This window comes from Acinetobacter sp. SWBY1 (assembly GCF_002946595.1).
Taxonomy (GTDB): Bacteria; Pseudomonadota; Gammaproteobacteria; order Pseudomonadales; family Moraxellaceae; genus Acinetobacter; species Acinetobacter towneri.
In genome coordinates this window covers 2,287,951-2,303,924 of the sequence record NZ_CP026616.1, presented here as the reverse complement: position 1 = coordinate 2,303,924, position 15,974 = coordinate 2,287,951, and the positions used below count along the sequence as shown (strand labels likewise).

General features: G+C 42.5%; 15 protein-coding genes and 4 tRNA genes. 1 reads left to right on the top strand and 18 read right to left on the bottom strand.

The window, feature by feature from the left end; all coding sequences use genetic code 11:
* Nucleotides 1-118: 118 nt before the first annotated feature.
* The 18 genes from C3Y93_RS11090 to C3Y93_RS11005 form a co-directional block, all read right to left on the bottom strand.
* Nucleotides 119-193, bottom strand: a tRNA-Thr gene (locus C3Y93_RS11090).
* A gap of 14 nt (nucleotides 194-207) precedes the next feature.
* Nucleotides 208-283, bottom strand: a tRNA-Gly gene (locus C3Y93_RS11085).
* Between the two features lie 36 nt (nucleotides 284-319).
* Nucleotides 320-403, bottom strand: a tRNA-Tyr gene (locus C3Y93_RS11080).
* A 55-nt stretch (nucleotides 404-458) separates the two neighbouring features.
* Nucleotides 459-534: transfer RNA gene (locus C3Y93_RS11075), tRNA-Thr, on the bottom strand.
* A gap of 98 nt (nucleotides 535-632) precedes the next feature.
* The gene (gene trpE, locus C3Y93_RS11070; RefSeq protein WP_104852931.1) at nucleotides 633-2,126 is read right to left on the bottom strand and encodes an anthranilate synthase component I; all 1,494 of its coding nucleotides are present in this window, start codon (nucleotides 2,124-2,126) and stop codon (nucleotides 633-635) included.
* A gap of 160 nt (nucleotides 2,127-2,286) precedes the next feature.
* The gene (locus tag C3Y93_RS11065; protein ID WP_004975764.1) at nucleotides 2,287-2,958 is read right to left on the bottom strand and encodes a phosphoglycolate phosphatase; all 672 of its coding nucleotides are present in this window, start codon (nucleotides 2,956-2,958) and stop codon (nucleotides 2,287-2,289) included.
* Between the two features lie 61 nt (nucleotides 2,959-3,019).
* Nucleotides 3,020-3,670, bottom strand: coding sequence for an FHA domain-containing protein (locus tag C3Y93_RS11060; RefSeq protein ID WP_004975761.1), 651 nt, complete (start codon nucleotides 3,668-3,670; stop codon nucleotides 3,020-3,022).
* A 69-nt stretch (nucleotides 3,671-3,739) separates the two neighbouring features.
* Entirely contained in the window at nucleotides 3,740-5,995 is a 2,256-nt protein-coding gene (gene gspD / locus C3Y93_RS11055) for a type II secretion system secretin GspD (protein WP_104852930.1), read from the bottom strand.
* Nucleotides 5,996-6,054: 59 nt separating this feature from the next.
* A complete protein-coding gene (locus tag C3Y93_RS11050) occupies nucleotides 6,055-6,894 on the bottom strand; it encodes a type II secretion system protein N (protein ID WP_104852929.1) in 840 nt (279 codons plus the stop codon).
* Nucleotides 6,894-7,634 (bottom strand): type II secretion system protein N, encoded by a 741-nt coding sequence (gspN, locus tag C3Y93_RS11045; RefSeq protein ID WP_104852928.1) that lies wholly within the window; start codon nucleotides 7,632-7,634, stop codon nucleotides 6,894-6,896. The genes C3Y93_RS11050 and gspN overlap by 1 nt, the downstream gene beginning before the upstream one ends.
* A 162-nt stretch (nucleotides 7,635-7,796) precedes the next feature.
* The gene (locus C3Y93_RS11040) at nucleotides 7,797-8,123 is read right to left on the bottom strand and encodes an H-NS family nucleoid-associated regulatory protein (protein ID WP_070155499.1); all 327 of its coding nucleotides are present in this window, start codon (nucleotides 8,121-8,123) and stop codon (nucleotides 7,797-7,799) included.
* 145 nt (nucleotides 8,124-8,268) lie between these two features.
* On the bottom strand, nucleotides 8,269-8,700 hold the full coding sequence (locus C3Y93_RS11035) for an acyl-CoA thioesterase (RefSeq protein WP_096901909.1): 432 nt from the start codon (nucleotides 8,698-8,700) through the stop codon (nucleotides 8,269-8,271).
* A 9-nt stretch (nucleotides 8,701-8,709) separates the two neighbouring features.
* Nucleotides 8,710-9,903 (bottom strand): hypothetical protein, encoded by a 1,194-nt coding sequence (locus C3Y93_RS11030; RefSeq protein WP_104852927.1) that lies wholly within the window; start codon nucleotides 9,901-9,903, stop codon nucleotides 8,710-8,712.
* Nucleotides 9,904-10,740, bottom strand: coding sequence for a hypothetical protein (locus C3Y93_RS11025; RefSeq protein WP_104852926.1), 837 nt, complete (start codon nucleotides 10,738-10,740; stop codon nucleotides 9,904-9,906).
* Nucleotides 10,737-11,516 carry a uroporphyrinogen-III synthase gene (locus tag C3Y93_RS11020; protein WP_104852925.1) on the bottom strand — a complete coding sequence of 260 codons (780 nt, stop codon included), beginning with the start codon at nucleotides 11,514-11,516 and terminating at the stop codon, nucleotides 10,737-10,739. Before C3Y93_RS11020 ends, C3Y93_RS11025 begins: the two co-directional genes overlap by 4 nt.
* 21 nt (nucleotides 11,517-11,537) lie before the next feature.
* A complete protein-coding gene (gene hemC, locus C3Y93_RS11015) occupies nucleotides 11,538-12,458 on the bottom strand; it encodes a hydroxymethylbilane synthase (RefSeq protein ID WP_104853283.1) in 921 nt (306 codons plus the stop codon).
* A 123-nt stretch (nucleotides 12,459-12,581) separates the two neighbouring features.
* The gene (locus C3Y93_RS11010; protein WP_104852924.1) at nucleotides 12,582-13,322 is read right to left on the bottom strand and encodes a LytR/AlgR family response regulator transcription factor; all 741 of its coding nucleotides are present in this window, start codon (nucleotides 13,320-13,322) and stop codon (nucleotides 12,582-12,584) included.
* A gap of 71 nt (nucleotides 13,323-13,393) precedes the next feature.
* Nucleotides 13,394-14,548 (bottom strand): sensor histidine kinase, encoded by a 1,155-nt coding sequence (locus tag C3Y93_RS11005; protein WP_104852923.1) that lies wholly within the window; start codon nucleotides 14,546-14,548, stop codon nucleotides 13,394-13,396.
* Here C3Y93_RS11005 and argH point away from each other — a divergent pair.
* On the top strand, nucleotides 14,539-15,969 hold the full coding sequence (argH, locus tag C3Y93_RS11000) for an argininosuccinate lyase (RefSeq protein ID WP_171287400.1): 1,431 nt from the start codon (nucleotides 14,539-14,541) through the stop codon (nucleotides 15,967-15,969). The two genes, C3Y93_RS11005 and argH, sit on opposite strands and share 10 nt — an antisense overlap.
* The last annotated feature ends 5 nt before the right edge of the window (nucleotides 15,970-15,974 follow it).

The following is a 15,974-nucleotide window of genomic DNA, read 5'->3' as shown; positions in this document are numbered from 1 at the left end:
TGCTGAGTAAAACTCTGCCCCGACATATCGCCTAAAAAACTAGACACCTAATACTTGAAAAGCAGACTAATAAGCCTGCTTTTTGAAAATCTTGTGCGAATAATCGCTAAACTGTATCTGGAGCTCTTATCGAGATTTGAACTCGAGACCTCTCCCTTACCAAGGGAGTGCTCTACCACTGAGCTATAAGAGCGACAAATCCTTCGATGGAGCGGGAGACGAGGATCGAACTCGCGACATGCAGCTTGGAAGGCTGCCGCTCTACCAACTGAGCTACTCCCGCATCTATGTTGGTAATTACCACTTCTATCGAAGTTAATGGTGGTGGGAGAAGGATTCGAACCTTCGAAGCTTACGCGGCAGAGTTACAGTCTGCTCCCTTTGACCGCTCGGGAATCCCACCATTTTCACACTTACTCAGTGTTCGTTCTTTACTTAACAACTCAAACTCCCTAAGATGGTGCCGGCACACGGATTCGAACTGTGGACCTACTGATTACAAGTCAGTTGCTCTACCAACTGAGCTATGCCGGCGTCTCTTAGTGTTTCGTACGTTTCGTATCGGAACGGTGTGCAGTTTAGCAAAACTTGAAATCCGTGCAAGTGTTTTTTTCAAAAAAAACGCTAAAAACTCATAAAATCAATCCATTTGATGATAATTCAACCGCTTTGATCACTGCGCGAGCTTTTATTTGGGTTTCATTCCATTCAGATTCAGGATTTGAGTCCGCAACTAGACCTGCGCCTGCCTGCACATAGACCTTATTTTGACGAATAACACAGGTACGAATCGCAATCGACATGTCCATTTCGCCATGCCAGCCTAAATAACCAACAGCACCACCAAAAACACCACGTTTTACAGGCTCAACTTCATCAATAATTTCCATGGCACGAATTTTTGGTGCACCCGAAAGTGTCCCTGCAGGGAAAGTTGCCTGAAAAACATCCAAAGCATCGACATCGTCACGCACTTCACCTTGCACATTGGACACAATATGCATGACATGCGAATAACGCTCGATCACCATTTGATCAGTCACTTGTACTTTACCAATTTTGGCGATACGCCCGACATCATTACGCCCCAAGTCAATCAGCATTAAGTGTTCGGCAATTTCTTTTTCATCCGACAACAAATCTTGCTCAAGTGCCAAATCTTCTTCTTTGGTTTTACCGCGCGGGCGTGTACCTGCTAAAGGACGCACAGTGGCAATACCATTTTCCAAACGCGATAAAATTTCAGGTGATGAGCCGACAATATGAAACGGCTGATCATCGCCCAAAGTTTTGCCTTGTACCAAGAATAAGTACGGCGATGGGTTGAGATGGCGCAAAGCACGATAAACCTGTAACGGCTCACCATCAAAATCTGACACCATGCGATGTCCAGGCACCACTTGCATAACATCGCCTGCACGAATGTATTCTTTGACGGTATCAATGGTCGCCAAGAATTTTTCTTTGCCTGTAAGCGATTCAAAATGTGGTGGCGTATGTTTTTCTGCTTTTAGACTAATCGGGGTTGCTAAAATTTCTTCTAGTGCATCGAGTTGTTGTTGTGCCTTGTCATAAGCATCTGCCTGCGCTGCATCGGCATGCACAATTAAGAACAAGGTATCTTTTAAGTTATCAAACACGATGACTGTTTTAGACAACATCATCCAAATATCAGGCAAACCGACTGGATCTGCTGCAGGCACGTTTTTTAAACGCGGTTCGATATAACGCACTGCATCGTAACCAAAATAACCCACCAAACCACCTGTAAAGCTTGGCAATTCAGGCAAGTCAGCTTGCGTAGGCACTTTAAATTGCGCTTGAAAATCGCGGATATACTGAAACGGCTGTGCACAAGTTTGTTTTTCGATTGAACCGTCAGCATGTTGGATGGTGAGTTCACCCGCATTACAGGAGAAAACTGTAGATTCACCCAAACCAATAATTGAATAACGTGCCCAGTTTTCACCACCTTCTACAGACTCAAACAAATAGGCTTGTTGATGCTGCTTCAAACGTGCAAATACCGACAATGGAGTTTCGGTATCGGCCAAACGCTGGCGATATACAGGAATGAGGTTGTAGCCTGCTGCTTTAAGTTGTTCAAATTGAGTCAGAGTGGTCATGTGAAGCTCTCTATATTTCGATGTAGCAATGTTTTCGATAAGACGAAGTGAAGGACGGTTGTAGATTGACTAGCGTCGCCATCGAAATATGGGCATTACAGCCTGACTCATATTGATATCCTTTATAGCAATTAGCGTAAAATTATTTGATTTTTGAATCTTAAATATTTAACAATTCAGTTAAATTATCCACAATTTGTTGCGGCTGACAATTGGCAATCGGCTCACCATGATTATAGCCGTAGCTGACCACAATACAATCAATCCCCGCTCGACGCGCGGCTTCAACATCATTAGAAGAATCACCAATCATCAAGACTTGAGACTTCTCCACTTGATAATGTTCAACACAATGCAGCAATTGACGCGGGTGTGGTTTACGCTCCTCAAAGCGATCTCCACCAATCACATCAGCAAAATAGTGTTGCATCTCTAATGCTTCAACAATGGCACGAGCAGGTAGTTCAGGTTTATTGGTCACACAAACTAAGGTTTTTTGTTGTGCTTTTGCCCAGTCCAAAAATTCAATAATGCCCGGGAATGGTTGTGTGTCGATACACGGATCGGCATTATAAATTTCTAAGAAGGTGTTCAGTAGCTGTTGTTGCTGTTCAGGATGAACTTCGCCCATTAAGTGCGATAAGACACTATTGCAAAATACCGCAGTTCCCTTCCCCACCCAAGTTCGCACTTGTTCCAGTGTTACCAAAGGCAGTTGCAGTGCATTTAAACTCATGTTCATGGCGCGGTATAAATCTGTCGCAGAATCGACCAAAGTGCCATCTAAATCAAATAAAATGACTTGACGTGTATCAAGCTGAGCAATAGACATTCTTCCCCCTAAATGAACAAAGGCATGCGATCGCATGCCTTGATTGTAAAGCAAAGGCTGCTTATTTAAACAATAGCCAAGCCAAAACTGCCAAAATCACCAAGACAATCAGTGAAATCAAGCCAACAGAAGCATTTTTTTGCTGTTCTTTCTCTTGTTCCACACGAGAAACAGGCTGCTCGACAGACACAGGTGTTGGCTCTGCTGGAACTGCATGAATATCCACGCCTTCTGGAATAGGTGCTGGTTTTGGTACTGCCACGCCTTGCGGCATACCATCACGGTTTAATTGCACAGAACTGTCACGTTGATTCAATTCAGGCATTCCCTGCTCGTTCATTTGCTGTGCAGGTGTTTTTTCTGTTTGTGCTGTGACTTTTTCAGCAGTTTCGGCGACATCTGCCGCATGTTCCAATTCAACCGCAGGCGCAAATACTGAAAACTTTAAGCTGGCAAATTGGACGATATCACCTTCTTTAAGTAAGGTTTCATCGGCAATGCGTAAATCATTTACAAAAGTGCCGTTGGAAGAATTTAAATCTTGCACATACAGCGCTTGTTCTTTAAGTAAAAAAGCCGCATGTTTACGTGAAATTTCTGCCGATTGCAGCACCAAATCTGCACTTTGATGACGCCCCACCAACATATCACGGTCGATACTAATTTCTTGGCCAGTAAATTCACCGCTAATTGCTTGTATTTTCCAAGTCATAAATAACTTCTCTCGTGTGATTTGGCGACATCATAACATGCCCTCAACCACAATCTGCGCAGGATACGATTAAGGTGTAGCGCGAATTGTGGTCGTAGTGACTGTATTTTTAGTTTTGCTGACTTCCTGCTGCGGCAAAACTACGTTTTGGCGCTGTACCGCAGGCTCAATCGCAACAGGGGTGCTCACCACCGTTGCTGTGCGGTTTGCAGACACTGCTGATGGTAAGGTTTGATAAGTTCCTGTTTGCGGCGCCACTCGAGATACAGGCAAACGCTGCTGATAAACATCGCTAACATTCTCAGGCAGTTTAGCAAAGCTACCATCGGCATCCATTGCCAACTGAAGGCTATACAATTGGCTATAACGCTGCTGCGAAATACGGCGAATATCCTGACTATCTCCCACAATGGTTGGGTGAATAAAAATCAATAAATTACGTTTTTGATTAGATTGACCATCGGAACGGAATAAACGCCCCAACCCTGGAATAGCACCCAAACCTGGCACAGCCTGACGACTATAAACCGAGTTATCAGAAATTAAGCCACCTAAGACAATGGTTTGTCCGTGCTCGGCCAAAATAGAAGTTTTAATTGCGCGTTTGCTGGTGACTAAATCCTGCGCCTGACCTTTATTGGCTTTGACATCTGACACTTCTTGTTCAACTTCCAAGCGTAGTGTTCCGCCTTCACCAATATGTGGCACGACTTTTAAAGTAACCCCGACATCTTTACGTTCAATAGTGGTATACGGATTTGCCACACCACCATTGGTAGATAATGAACCTGTTACAAAAGGAACGTTTTCACCAACCACAATATAGGCTTCTTCATTGTCCATGGTCACAATAGATGGCGTAGACAATAAATTGGATTTGGTTTTTTCCTTCAAGGCCTGAATCATCGCACCATATAGCTTGCGTGAACCATCACGACCTTCACGATAATCACCCAACACCAATGACGTACCTGCACCAATCGCACTGCCTGCGCCTGCTGCACCACCAGTTAAATAGCCTGCAGCAACATTTTTTAAACTTGCACCAATATTGTCAAAATTAATTAGACCGATACCGCTGCTTAAATCGCCCAATGCCCACTGCACACCCAATTGGTCGGCATCGGTACCTTCCACTTCTATAATAGCAGCTTCAATCAACACTTGTTGACGACGGGTATCTAGTTGCTGAATGGCCGATTCAATTTCACGCATCAACTGCGGATCGGCTTTGACCACCAAAGCATTTTGCGAGCCATCGGCAATAATACTGACACCATTACCATTAAAACTGGTGATGTTGTTTTGATTGTTGCTATTCGAGCTGCCACCCAAATTAATACTTGGGGTGGAAATAGTCGATGAATTACCTGTGTTGTTATTGGTGCTGCTTAAATTACTAGCACTGTTGTTGTTACTGTTGCTATTTGCATTAGAGCTGCTGCTCACCGCCTGTCCTGAAACCAGACCTTGCAATATTTCTGCTAAATTCTGTGCACTGGCATATTTCAAGCGAAAAACCTTCAAACCACCCAAACGATCTGCCGCAGGCACATCCATCATTTCAATCATTTGACGAATGCGTTTACGTGTTGCGGTATCGCCTTTGATGATAATACGATTGGTACGGTTGTCCGCCACAATACGCACACGCGAACCTTTAACATCTTTCGCTGCCCCTGTCGAACTCATCGACTCAAGCAAGCCAATGACTTCTTCAGCTTGACTGGATTGCAGGCTAATCGCTTCAATGTCATTTTGCCCCGTACCATCTAAATTACGGATAATGCTTTCTAACTGGTAAATATTACTGGCACGATCTGACACGATTAAGGCATTGGTGCCCCCTACCGCTGATAAGTGTGCAAATTGTGGCATGAGCGGACGTAAAGCAGGAATCAGGTCATTGGCATTGGTATTTTCTAGCCAAATCACTCGCGTTACAATTTGGTCACCACGCGCATTTTGACGACCATCATAGGGAATGCCTGAGCTTTTTACATTGCTGTCAGGTACAAGGCGAATGGTATTGCCTGATGGTATTGCCACCACACCATTCACATTCAATACGCCTAAAAACAGGTCATAGACTTCATTTTTATTCAGGGCTTTGTTGGAAATCACCGTGACATTGCCACGCACACGCGGATCGACTGCAAAGTTCTTGCCCGTAATATCGGCCACTTCATTAATAAATGCAGTCAAGTCCGCATCACGTAAATTAATTTTCCAAGTTTGCGCATGACTTGCAGTACTCACCATTGCAACAAGCGGTGCAGCAGCCAGTAATGCCCAAAATGGACGCTCATGATTCAATAAAGCCATAATCTACTGTGTTTCCTAACCCTAAATATGCCTCTGCATTGTTCAACATGCCGATTCATTTAAAAATTTTGTTGTATGGTCATCACCTGATCACCACGTTTTATTTCTAATTTCACCTGACCTTCACGACGCGCCTGTTCCAATAACTGTGCATCGTTTTGCCCTTGCCCAACACTCTGCCCATTTAAAGACAAAATACGGTCACCTGGTTGTAAGCCTAGTTTATTTCTTAACGCTGCGGGAGTCCGTGTGGTTACCTCATAACCGTTGCCTGTATTGGTCTCAACTCCCATTTCTTTTAAATATTGTTCACGGTCTTCCTGAATTCGCTGCACTGCTTGTCCAATTGCATTATTCGGTTGTGCAGGCGCTGTTGGGGCAACCATTGCGGGCGCATTGCCACTGGAAATCAATGGGGCAATGGGTTGATTTAAACCATTTTCGATCCCTTTAAACAATATCTCACGCGTGGCACCACTACTATGACGTAATATCACCCGATCCCAATACACTTCTGCCAATTGATACTGACTAGAGTCAATCACATCTCCCACACGGTAACGCTCAGCGACATCATTCACTTTAATTACGGCCGATGAGAACTGACTCGGTTGTCCGACAACAACACCTTGCAAAGTCATATTTAATTGATCGTCTACTGTAGCGGTACGCCCAGCCTCATGAAATAGTGCAAATGATGAAATATTTGGAATCTGTGGTTGCTGTGAGCCCAATTCTACCCGATCTACCTGCATAGCCTGCGGCGGTGCAAGCACCAGCCAAAATAAACTCGCCAGTTTCCAGCACAAATACAAAATGAGCAGGGTTAATAATACAGGCGCAACACGGTCTACTTGCTTCCAATCTAAGTTTGCCCAACGCTCTGAAAAATCACGCATCAAAAGCCTCCTTTCAGTAAAGGCTGACGGGTACTGATGACATAAGTATCTAGCCCTGCCTTACCTTCATAAGAAGCAATATTCATCAACAAACGTTGGGTGAGTTGCACATCCAGCATCAAATTCTGATCCAGTGCAATATTCACCATTTTCTGTTCACGTTGATCTCGAATATCGAAGATCAATTTACCATTTTCGTCAGACAAACTGCCTTTTAAAGCAGGAATATTCATACGATCTTGGCGCTGTGCAAAACGATACAGCAACTCACCCCCTGCCCACTGTATTTGTCCTTCTGACTTTGCAAAACCTTGTTGTTTTTTGAAATTTAAATGAACGTCTTTAAGTTGAATCGCATTGCTCGGCCATTGCCAGTCCACAACACTTTTTAAAGTCTCAGGCGCAATTTGACCTTCGAGTGATTGCAGTAAAATCGTGCCAAAACGATAAGCAACTATGCCTTCCAATTGTGTATTGCCGCTGTGCACTTCTACGTCGGCAGCAACACGCAATAGTACCAAATTTAAAGGGCGCGTATTCCAGTTTAAAGTGCCACGTAATTGTCCTTTTTGCCAGTCGGCTTGCCCCTGCCAAATGTTGCCACTGACATTATGTAAAGTCTGGTTGTTTTTATAAAATTTTGAAATCAACCACGCTGCAGGAATTTGTAATAACACAAAAATCAAAAATGCAATGAGGGCGAAAATCCACCACGTGATGTATTTGGGTTTCTTTATCATGCCACCACGACCAACCTTACTAATTTTTCTATGAATGACTTTTTATAACACTCACACATTATGCACACTTTTTCGGCGTCGCCAATTGATACAGATAAAAAAACCAAGCCGTATTGCTTGGTTTTTGAACTCTAAGTCAAATCAATGACAAATTGATGAAGCTTAGATTAGAAAATCTTCAAGTTTTGCGCCTTTTTCTAATTCAGCGACTAACCAGCGTGGTTTTTTACCACGACCAGTCCAAGTATCTGTAGGATTTGTTTTGCTACGATAACGTGGCGCTACTGTTTTACGCGGGCTTTTCTTACGCTTGCTTTCGCCAACTTCCAAAATCTGCTCAATGCTTAAACCCAAATTGTCTGCAATCGCTAAAATTTGATTATAGGCATCTTCAATTGCTTGATCTTTTTTCGTGGCAATTAATGCTTCCGCTTCAGCTTGTAAACGCTTTAACTGTTCTACAGACAAATTGCTAATATCAGGCATCATACTTACTCCAAAAACTATGCTTTTTATATTCAGTTATTAAATTAAGCAGATTCATTCTATTTTTATCAAACCGAAGCGTCAATAAAAAATCTACTACTCTACATATAAATAACAGTCGGACATATTATGAACTGATTATTAAGATTTAATCAAGAATATGCTGTACGGTTTTTTCTATTTTATGAATACCCGCGCGTACATTTTCAGGGATTAAGGTTTTTTGCATATTGACGCGATCTACACATACAATCACCGCATCTGCCTCTGCCACCACCATTTGCTGTGCTTCACTGTGGATTAAATAATGCATACGCATGGCACTATTACGCAATTCTTCTACCCGAACGCCAATTTTTAAAATATCAGGATAAACCACAGGACGTATATATTTGCACTGATTTGAGGCAATCACAGTCAAAACATCTTGCTGTAAAATTTTTAAATGGTCTAAATAATATAAACGCGCACTTTCAATATAACGGTAATAGATCACATTATTGACATGCCCAAAAGCATCCATATCTCCCCATGCAACACGCTGCTCAAAAACAATTGGATAATCTGCTAGTGTTAACACAACTCACCCTTAAATTTTAATTTCGACAAAATTAGAATTATTTTCAAAGATTAAATTTAACTGTTTTAATAATTCAGGCTGATCTTTTAAATTAGATTTAACTCTTAAATAACTCATTAATACGTGTTCAGGATATAAATCCAGTAATTGCTCGGCTTCTGAATAACGCGCTGTTGCTGTAAAAATATGCCATTTGGCAAAACTAAATACAGGTAATGCAGGGTATTTCTGTTCCCACAGATTTATTTGCTTTTCAATTTTGGCATAATCAGGTTGTTGTTTTAACAACTGCTGTTGGAACCATAAATAAAACACTTCCTGATTAAACTGTTCACTCAACATCTGTACCGCAAGACGTTCATGTTGTGCGGCCAAATCAGGCAGACGCGACAATAACTTCAACCACAACACCTGAATGGCATAAGACTGACTGAAAATCTGCTCACTTAAATCACTATAACGCTGCTGCAAAGCCTGTAAATTTTCTGCATCAGCCTGCTCAAATTGGGTTAATAACTCAGTCAGCCACTTTTGCTTGGTGTCTGCATCTAAATGCCCGTATTTGGTCGAACGTAAATAATGCCAAGGATATTGCGTGGCAAATTCGCCCCACAAGGCAATTAAACGTTTTTGATAAGCCGTTTTGACTTTAAATAACCACGGCGATAATTCGTGCTGATTCAAAAACTCTAAATGCGTCAAAGCTTGTTCAGGTTGTTGCTGCGCTAAATAAATTTCAATACGCTGTATTTCTGCCAACTCAAACGCCATGGCACTGCTTTGATTTAAGGCAGCCAACGCTTGCGGATATTGCTGTTGGATGGAGTGCATACATGCTTCCATCACTCCTTTGAGCAAACCTGACTGGGCAAACACCTGTCGAATAAACTGGTGTTGATCTTCTGCAGCATCTAGCAACCAAATGACCGCCAATTGCTCATATGGATGCAGATTTTTAAAGTTAAATACTGTTTCAACCTTACGCTGTTCACGGCTAAAATAGCGCTTTAACAACAACCATAAAATTTGTAGCGAAACACTAATCGACAAGAAAAAGAACAACAACAACCAAATATTGGTTTGCAATTGCCATTCGCGCCAATACACATAAACATAGCCTGAACCATACCCATAACTCAGTACGCTCAGCAAAGCGACCAGTACAATACTGACCACCACATAGGCGAGTAAAATCTGTTTCATTTATACCGCCCCCAATAAAGCACGTGTTTTTAAACTCGGCGTTGGAACGATATTTAAGTTTTTAATTTTTTCTAATTGCTGAACCAATTGTTGTGCTTTCTGATCAGGCAATTGTTGTAATAACTGAATAATGTCATTCACTTCTTGTTGGTATTGCACATATTGACCTTGCATAAAGACTTGTCGAGCCAGCAATAGACGCAATTGTGCTTCTTTTAAAATAATCTGGCGCTGCATCAACTGTGTCGCAGGTTGCTTGGCAGATTCAATACTCAGCCATTTTTGCCAAAAAAAACGATCATCGACATCGGCAGGGTTCAGCTCAGGTTGTTGAGCTTGCTGTTTTAATTGTTGATCTAACTGTTGTAACAACTGACTTACTTGTTGATATTGCGCATCACGTGTTGTTATAAATTGTTGAATTTGTTTCTGATCTTGCTGAATAACTTGGTGCAAACTTTGTTTCAAAGCAGGGGCTAACGCATATTCGTTTAACTCACGGTCTAAATTTGCCAGTTTTTCAGTCGCATAGTGAAATTGTTGTTGCTGTAAGGAAAATTCCACCAAATCCAATTGCTGCGCCACCATATCTACTGGTTGAATCGCATCTTCTTGCTGCACAGCGCTAGATACTGCGGGCTGTTCTGGTGCATCTTGGGTGTAATTACGGCGCTGCAAAGCCACCAACTGATCATTTAAATTGGCATTGGTTTTTTCTGCAAGATGCAAACTTTGACTGAGTTGCTGTTGTTGCGCTGAAATTTGCATCACATCAAAACTTAATTTGACGATCCAGACCAAAGCGATCAACACCACTATCACAACCAGTTTTTTCATAGTTTTCCTTGCATGCGCATCATTTGCTGCAATATTAATTCTGTTTTTAAATGGGTCAACTTGAATACGTTATATTTTGTATGATGCTGCGTTTGATAATCGAGCAAAATTTTCTCTAAACGATCACCCAATACCCAATAATGACCTTTGTTCAGTAGATCGAAATCCCGCTGAATTAAGCTTAGCCAGTTTAACCAACTGGCTTCACTGCTGATCATCATGATAAATTCTGAAGATTGTATTAAACGTGCGCGTACTGCCTGCATTTTTTCAATAGAACTGGCAGGACACTCCCGCCGATACAATACAAAATTATGGATCTGCATCCCCTGATCAAGCAGTGTTTGCATCATAAATTGCCGTCCGCCCTCGCCACGCCAAAAGGCAATGTGTGTGCCGACTTTCAAATTTTGCAAACACGGCAAACTCAGCATCCCTTCGGAAGTTTCAACCTGCGGGACTTCGCTGTAAAGACCATATCCACTTAAAACTTCTGCAGTTTTTTCGCCCACAGCCACCCAACGTATATGCTGCAAGTCCTGCAATGATATTTGGCTTTGGGCTAAATATTGCATCCCAATATCGACAGCAGTCGGACTGACCACCACAATAATATGCGTGTTGGGCAACTGGGCGTATAAATTAGCCAATTGCTCCGACCACGGCTGTGCAGAAAGCTGCAACAAAGGTAAATCAATGACCTCAATGTGCTGTTGTTGCAAAGCCTGAGTTAAGATCTCTGCACGATCTTGAGGTCGGGTATTAATGAAGAGCATGGGCTTCTGGCGCAATATGGACTATTGATACAAGGCTTTGAGCAATTCACCCGCACCTTGTGCCAATAAAGCTTTTGCCAATTCTTCACCTAGCATTTCAGCCTGTTCAGGTGCGCCAAATTGCACAGCTTTAAGAATGGTTTGCCCATCGACACTACCAACACGACCTTCAATCTGCAACTGACCATTCTGCAAAGTTGCGTAGCCTGCAATTGGCACCTGACAACCGCCTTCCAAGTAGGCATTAAAAGCACGTTCGGCACGTACACAGACATTGGTTTCGGCATGCATTAACGGCAAAATTAAATCCAACACCGCCTGATCTTGGCTACGACATTCCAGACCCAAAGCCCCTTGCCCAACGGCAGGTAAGCTCACATCAGGCTGAATGGTATGACGAATACGCTCTGCCAAGCCCAAACGCTTTAATCCTGCACTGGCTAAAATAATCGCGTCATACTGACCATCATCTAGCTTAGACAAGCGCGTACCCACATTGCCACGTAAATCAATAATCTCTAAATCTGGACGTGCTTTTAAAATTTGGCATTTACGGCGCAAGCTTGAGGTTCCAACTTTAGCGCCCTGTGGTAAATCTGCAAAACTGGCATAGTGATTCGACACAAAGGCATCGAGCGGGTCTTCACGTTCACAAATGACCGCCAAACTTAAGCCCTCAGGCAGTGCCATCGGCACGTCTTTCATGGAGTGCACCGCCAAGTCGGCACGACCATCCATCAAAGCAGCTTCTAATTCCTTAACAAACAGTCCCTTGCCCCCAATTTTTGCCAATGGGGTATCTAAAATTTTATCGCCCTGCGTGACAAAGGTCACCAACTCAACGGTTAAATCGGCATGCAGTGCTTCCAAGCGGGCACGAATATGTTCTGCCTGCCATAACGCAAGCGGGCTTTGTCGAGTTGCAATTTTCAGGGTTTTCATCATAGTGACTAAGCAAGATCAATTTTGTTCATCTAAACTTAACCTGATCCCCTAAAAATGCAAGTCTATTTCTCTACCGATTGCTTGATCCACTTACAAAAAATGCTGGATTCTGCACAAAAATTAGAGTTTTTGGATGCGTTCTCTCAGCAACGGCAGGTGTCTGCGGCTGACGGCTAAACGCTCATCCAGCTCACGGCAACGTACCTGATATTGTCCTGAATTGACCACTTCTAGCCCCTCCAAAAACTGAATCGACACTAAGGCATTTCGGTGAATCCGAATAAACTGATCACCAAACTCGGTTTCTAAATCTTTCAGCGTTTCATCAATCAGGACACTGCCATTTTTATGACGCACAGTGACATACTTCTGATCGGCTAAAAAATAGTAGATATTTTCTATTGGCACCAACTCTACACCGCGATAAGTTTTCGCCGCGATTTGGTGACGTTTTATTTTTAATTCGTCCATATTTTCTTTTTGTTTTAAATGACTCATCTGCGCTTGCGTGAGTTTTGTTAAATGATCTAAAACCTGTTGCAATTCCTGTTGCATTATCGGTTTTAACAAATAGCCTTCTGCATTGGATTTGAACGCATCAAGTGCGTGTTCATCATAAGCGGTACAAAACACAATGGCTGGCATAGGGTCAAGCTCACGTAAATGCTGAGCACAACTTAGACCATCCATTCCCGGCATTTGAATATCTAATAATATGACATCCGGCTGATGTTCATCCGCCAGTTCAATCGCCTGTTGCCCATGAGCTGCCGTTGCCACCACATGATGCCCCAGTTGAGTGACCAAACGTGATAATCGCTCTCTAGCTAGAGGCTCATCATCACAAATAAGGATGTCCATTTTTCCTCCTTTTTAAGTCAATAACTTTATTTTTATCAAGTCTAGAAAAATCAGAGCAATCACAGCTTATTTTATTTATAACGGTATTGCAGCACCGTGGTGTACATACCATCCCCCGCATAATTTTTGAAAGTAACACTGCGTCCATAATACGCTTTTAAGCGCTGTTCCACGTTTTGCAGTGCAATCCCATGTCCAGATCTTAAATTTATTTTATCGCTGACATACGGATTTGTAATGACAATATTGACTTGGTTTTGCAATATTTCGATCAATATACTTATCGTACTCTTTGCTAAAACTTTTTCAACTCCATGAAAAATACTATTTTCTAGCAAGGGTTGTAAAGTTAATAACGGAATTTGTACCTGACTGAGCAGTTGCGGTTGTTCAATTTTCCATTCTACCGCCAGCCGATCACCCAAACGAATTTGCTCAATCTGTAAATATCGTTGGCAAAGTTCGATCTCATCTTTCAGGCTCACCAGTTTTAATTCCTGCAAACTGGCACGGAATAAACGAGATAAATTCAGCAGCATCTGCTCGGCTTTATCAGGGTCAATTGCAATTAGACTGATCACATTATTTAAGCTGTTAAACAAAAAGTGTGGATGAATACGAGCCTGCATAGCATGCACCCGCGCTTGCAATTCACTATGCCGCTGCTGAATGGCTTGTTCTCGCACATAAATATAACGAAAACAAAATGCACCCAAAATCACACCATAACTCAAATGCAATCCAATCCCATGCATCAATTCAGCCAGATTAAACTGCTGTAAATGAAAATTTTGCCCAAAATGCAATAAGGTATTTAAACTGAGTGTTGTGACCAATACGATGGCTTGCAGCAAGATAAAACTCACCATAAACGACAGCGCCAAGCCCATGCGTAAAAAACGTGCCTGAAAAAATTCAACCAAAGCCGCAAAACACAACACCACCCAGTTGATATACAAAATATATTGCAGCACCCGAGTAAAACTTAAACCTTGCCAGCCCTGTGCTTCAGCCAAAGCCAAAACCATTGCCAAAGCATTACTGCCAATAAATAGTTCAATTAGATATTGCCAACGCCCTATTTTCGTAAAAAAATACACATAATTCTGTTCTGCCTGCGTATCAGCAAAAGTTTGATTGGCTTGTTCTTCGGCAAGTGAATCTGAATTTGTTATACTCTTGTCCAAATTACCGCTTTTTACTTTATTGAGCCGATATGACCACATCTTCTAATTCCTCAAATCCGTCACAAGCCCAAACTTCGGGTATGTGGGGCGGTCGTTTCTCTGAAGCTACTGACGCATTTGTTGCTGAATTTACAGCATCTGTTCAATTTGACCAACGCTTTTATAAACAAGATATTGCAGGCTCAATTGCACATGCCACCATGTTGGCAAAAGTGGGCGTACTCACCAGCGAAGAGCGTGATGACATTGTTCAGGGCTTAAACACCATTCAGGCCGAAATTGAAGCAGGTCAATTTGAATGGCGCATTGATCTTGAAGATGTGCACATGAACATTGAATCACGTTTAACTCAGCGTATTGGCATTACAGGTAAAAAACTACACACTGGTCGTAGCCGTAATGACCAAGTGGCAACCGATATTCGTCTCTATGTCCGTGATGAAATTGATGCCATTTTAGAATTATTAAAAAAACTACAACACGGTATTTTGACACTGGCTGCAAAAAATACTGACACTATTATGCCTGGTTTTACTCACTTGCAAACCGCACAGCCTGTGACCTTTGGTCACCATCTGATGGCGTGGTTTGAAATGTTAGTACGTGACTCAGAGCGTTTAATTGACTGTCGTAAACGTGTCAACCGCATGCCATTGGGTTCTGCTGCATTAGCAGGCACGACTTACCCAATTGACCGAGCTTATACCGCAGAACTACTTGGCTTTGAAGCTATATCTGAAAACTCGCTAGATGCAGTATCAGACCGTGATTTTGGGATCGAATTTAATGCCGCTGCATCGTTAATTATGATGCACTTGTCACGCATGTCTGAAGAGCTGATTTTATGGACATCGGCACAATTTAAGTTTGTGAATATTCCAGACCGTTTCTGCACAGGCTCATCCATTATGCCGCAGAAGAAAAACCCAGACGTACCTGAATTGGTGCGCGGCAAAACAGGTCGTGTCTATGGCGATTTAATGAGCCTATTAACCCTGATGAAAGGTCAGCCTTTGGCTTACAACAAAGACAACCAAGAAGACAAAGAACCTTTATTTGATGCAATTGATACCGTACGTGGCTCACTCATGGCATTTGCCGATATGATTCCTGCTTTAGTACCAAATATTGCAGAAATGCGTGAAGCAGCATTGCGTGGTTTCTCTACCGCAACCGACCTTGCCGATTACTTGGTGAAAAATGGCGTGGCCTTCCGTGATGCGCATGAAATTGTAGGTAAAGCCGTAGCCTTGGGTGTTCAAGAAGGTAAAGACCTGTCTGAACTGAGCTTAGCGCAATTACAACAATTCTCTGATTTGATTCAAGCCGATGTATTTGAAAAAGCCTTAACCCTTGAGGCTTCTGTAAATGCACGTGATCATATTGGTGGCACTGCACCTGCACAAGTCGCTGCAGCAATTGAACGTGCTCAAGCACGTCTTGCCCAACTTTATGCCTAACCGGG

Excerpts from the sequence above, each read along its gene's own strand:
- C3Y93_RS11065 (WP_004975764.1), bottom strand. The coding sequence starts at position 2,958 with ATGTCTATTGCTCAGCTTGATACACGTCAAGTCATTTTATTTGATTTA.
- C3Y93_RS11010 (WP_104852924.1), bottom strand. The coding sequence starts at position 13,322 with ATGGACATCCTTATTTGTGATGATGAGCCTCTAGCTAGAGAGCGATTA.
- C3Y93_RS11040 (WP_070155499.1), bottom strand. The coding sequence starts at position 8,123 with ATGATGCCTGATATTAGCAATTTGTCTGTAGAACAGTTAAAGCGTTTA.
- gspD (WP_104852930.1), bottom strand. The coding sequence starts at position 5,995 with ATGGCTTTATTGAATCATGAGCGTCCATTTTGGGCATTACTGGCTGCT.
- C3Y93_RS11005 (WP_104852923.1), bottom strand. The coding sequence starts at position 14,548 with ATGTGGTCATATCGGCTCAATAAAGTAAAAAGCGGTAATTTGGACAAG.
- C3Y93_RS11025 (WP_104852926.1), bottom strand. The coding sequence starts at position 10,740 with ATGAAAAAACTGGTTGTGATAGTGGTGTTGATCGCTTTGGTCTGGATC.
- gspN (WP_104852928.1), bottom strand. The coding sequence starts at position 7,634 with ATGATAAAGAAACCCAAATACATCACGTGGTGGATTTTCGCCCTCATT.
- C3Y93_RS11020 (WP_104852925.1), bottom strand. The coding sequence starts at position 11,516 with ATGCTCTTCATTAATACCCGACCTCAAGATCGTGCAGAGATCTTAACT.
- C3Y93_RS11060 (WP_004975761.1), bottom strand. The coding sequence starts at position 3,670 with ATGACTTGGAAAATACAAGCAATTAGCGGTGAATTTACTGGCCAAGAA.
- trpE (WP_104852931.1), bottom strand. The coding sequence starts at position 2,126 with ATGACCACTCTGACTCAATTTGAACAACTTAAAGCAGCAGGCTACAAC.
- C3Y93_RS11030 (WP_104852927.1), bottom strand. The coding sequence starts at position 9,903 with ATGAAACAGATTTTACTCGCCTATGTGGTGGTCAGTATTGTACTGGTC.
- C3Y93_RS11050 (WP_104852929.1), bottom strand. The coding sequence starts at position 6,894 with ATGCGTGATTTTTCAGAGCGTTGGGCAAACTTAGATTGGAAGCAAGTA.
- hemC (WP_104853283.1), bottom strand. The coding sequence starts at position 12,458 with ATGAAAACCCTGAAAATTGCAACTCGACAAAGCCCGCTTGCGTTATGG.
- argH (WP_171287400.1), top strand. The coding sequence starts at position 14,539 with ATGACCACATCTTCTAATTCCTCAAATCCGTCACAAGCCCAAACTTCG.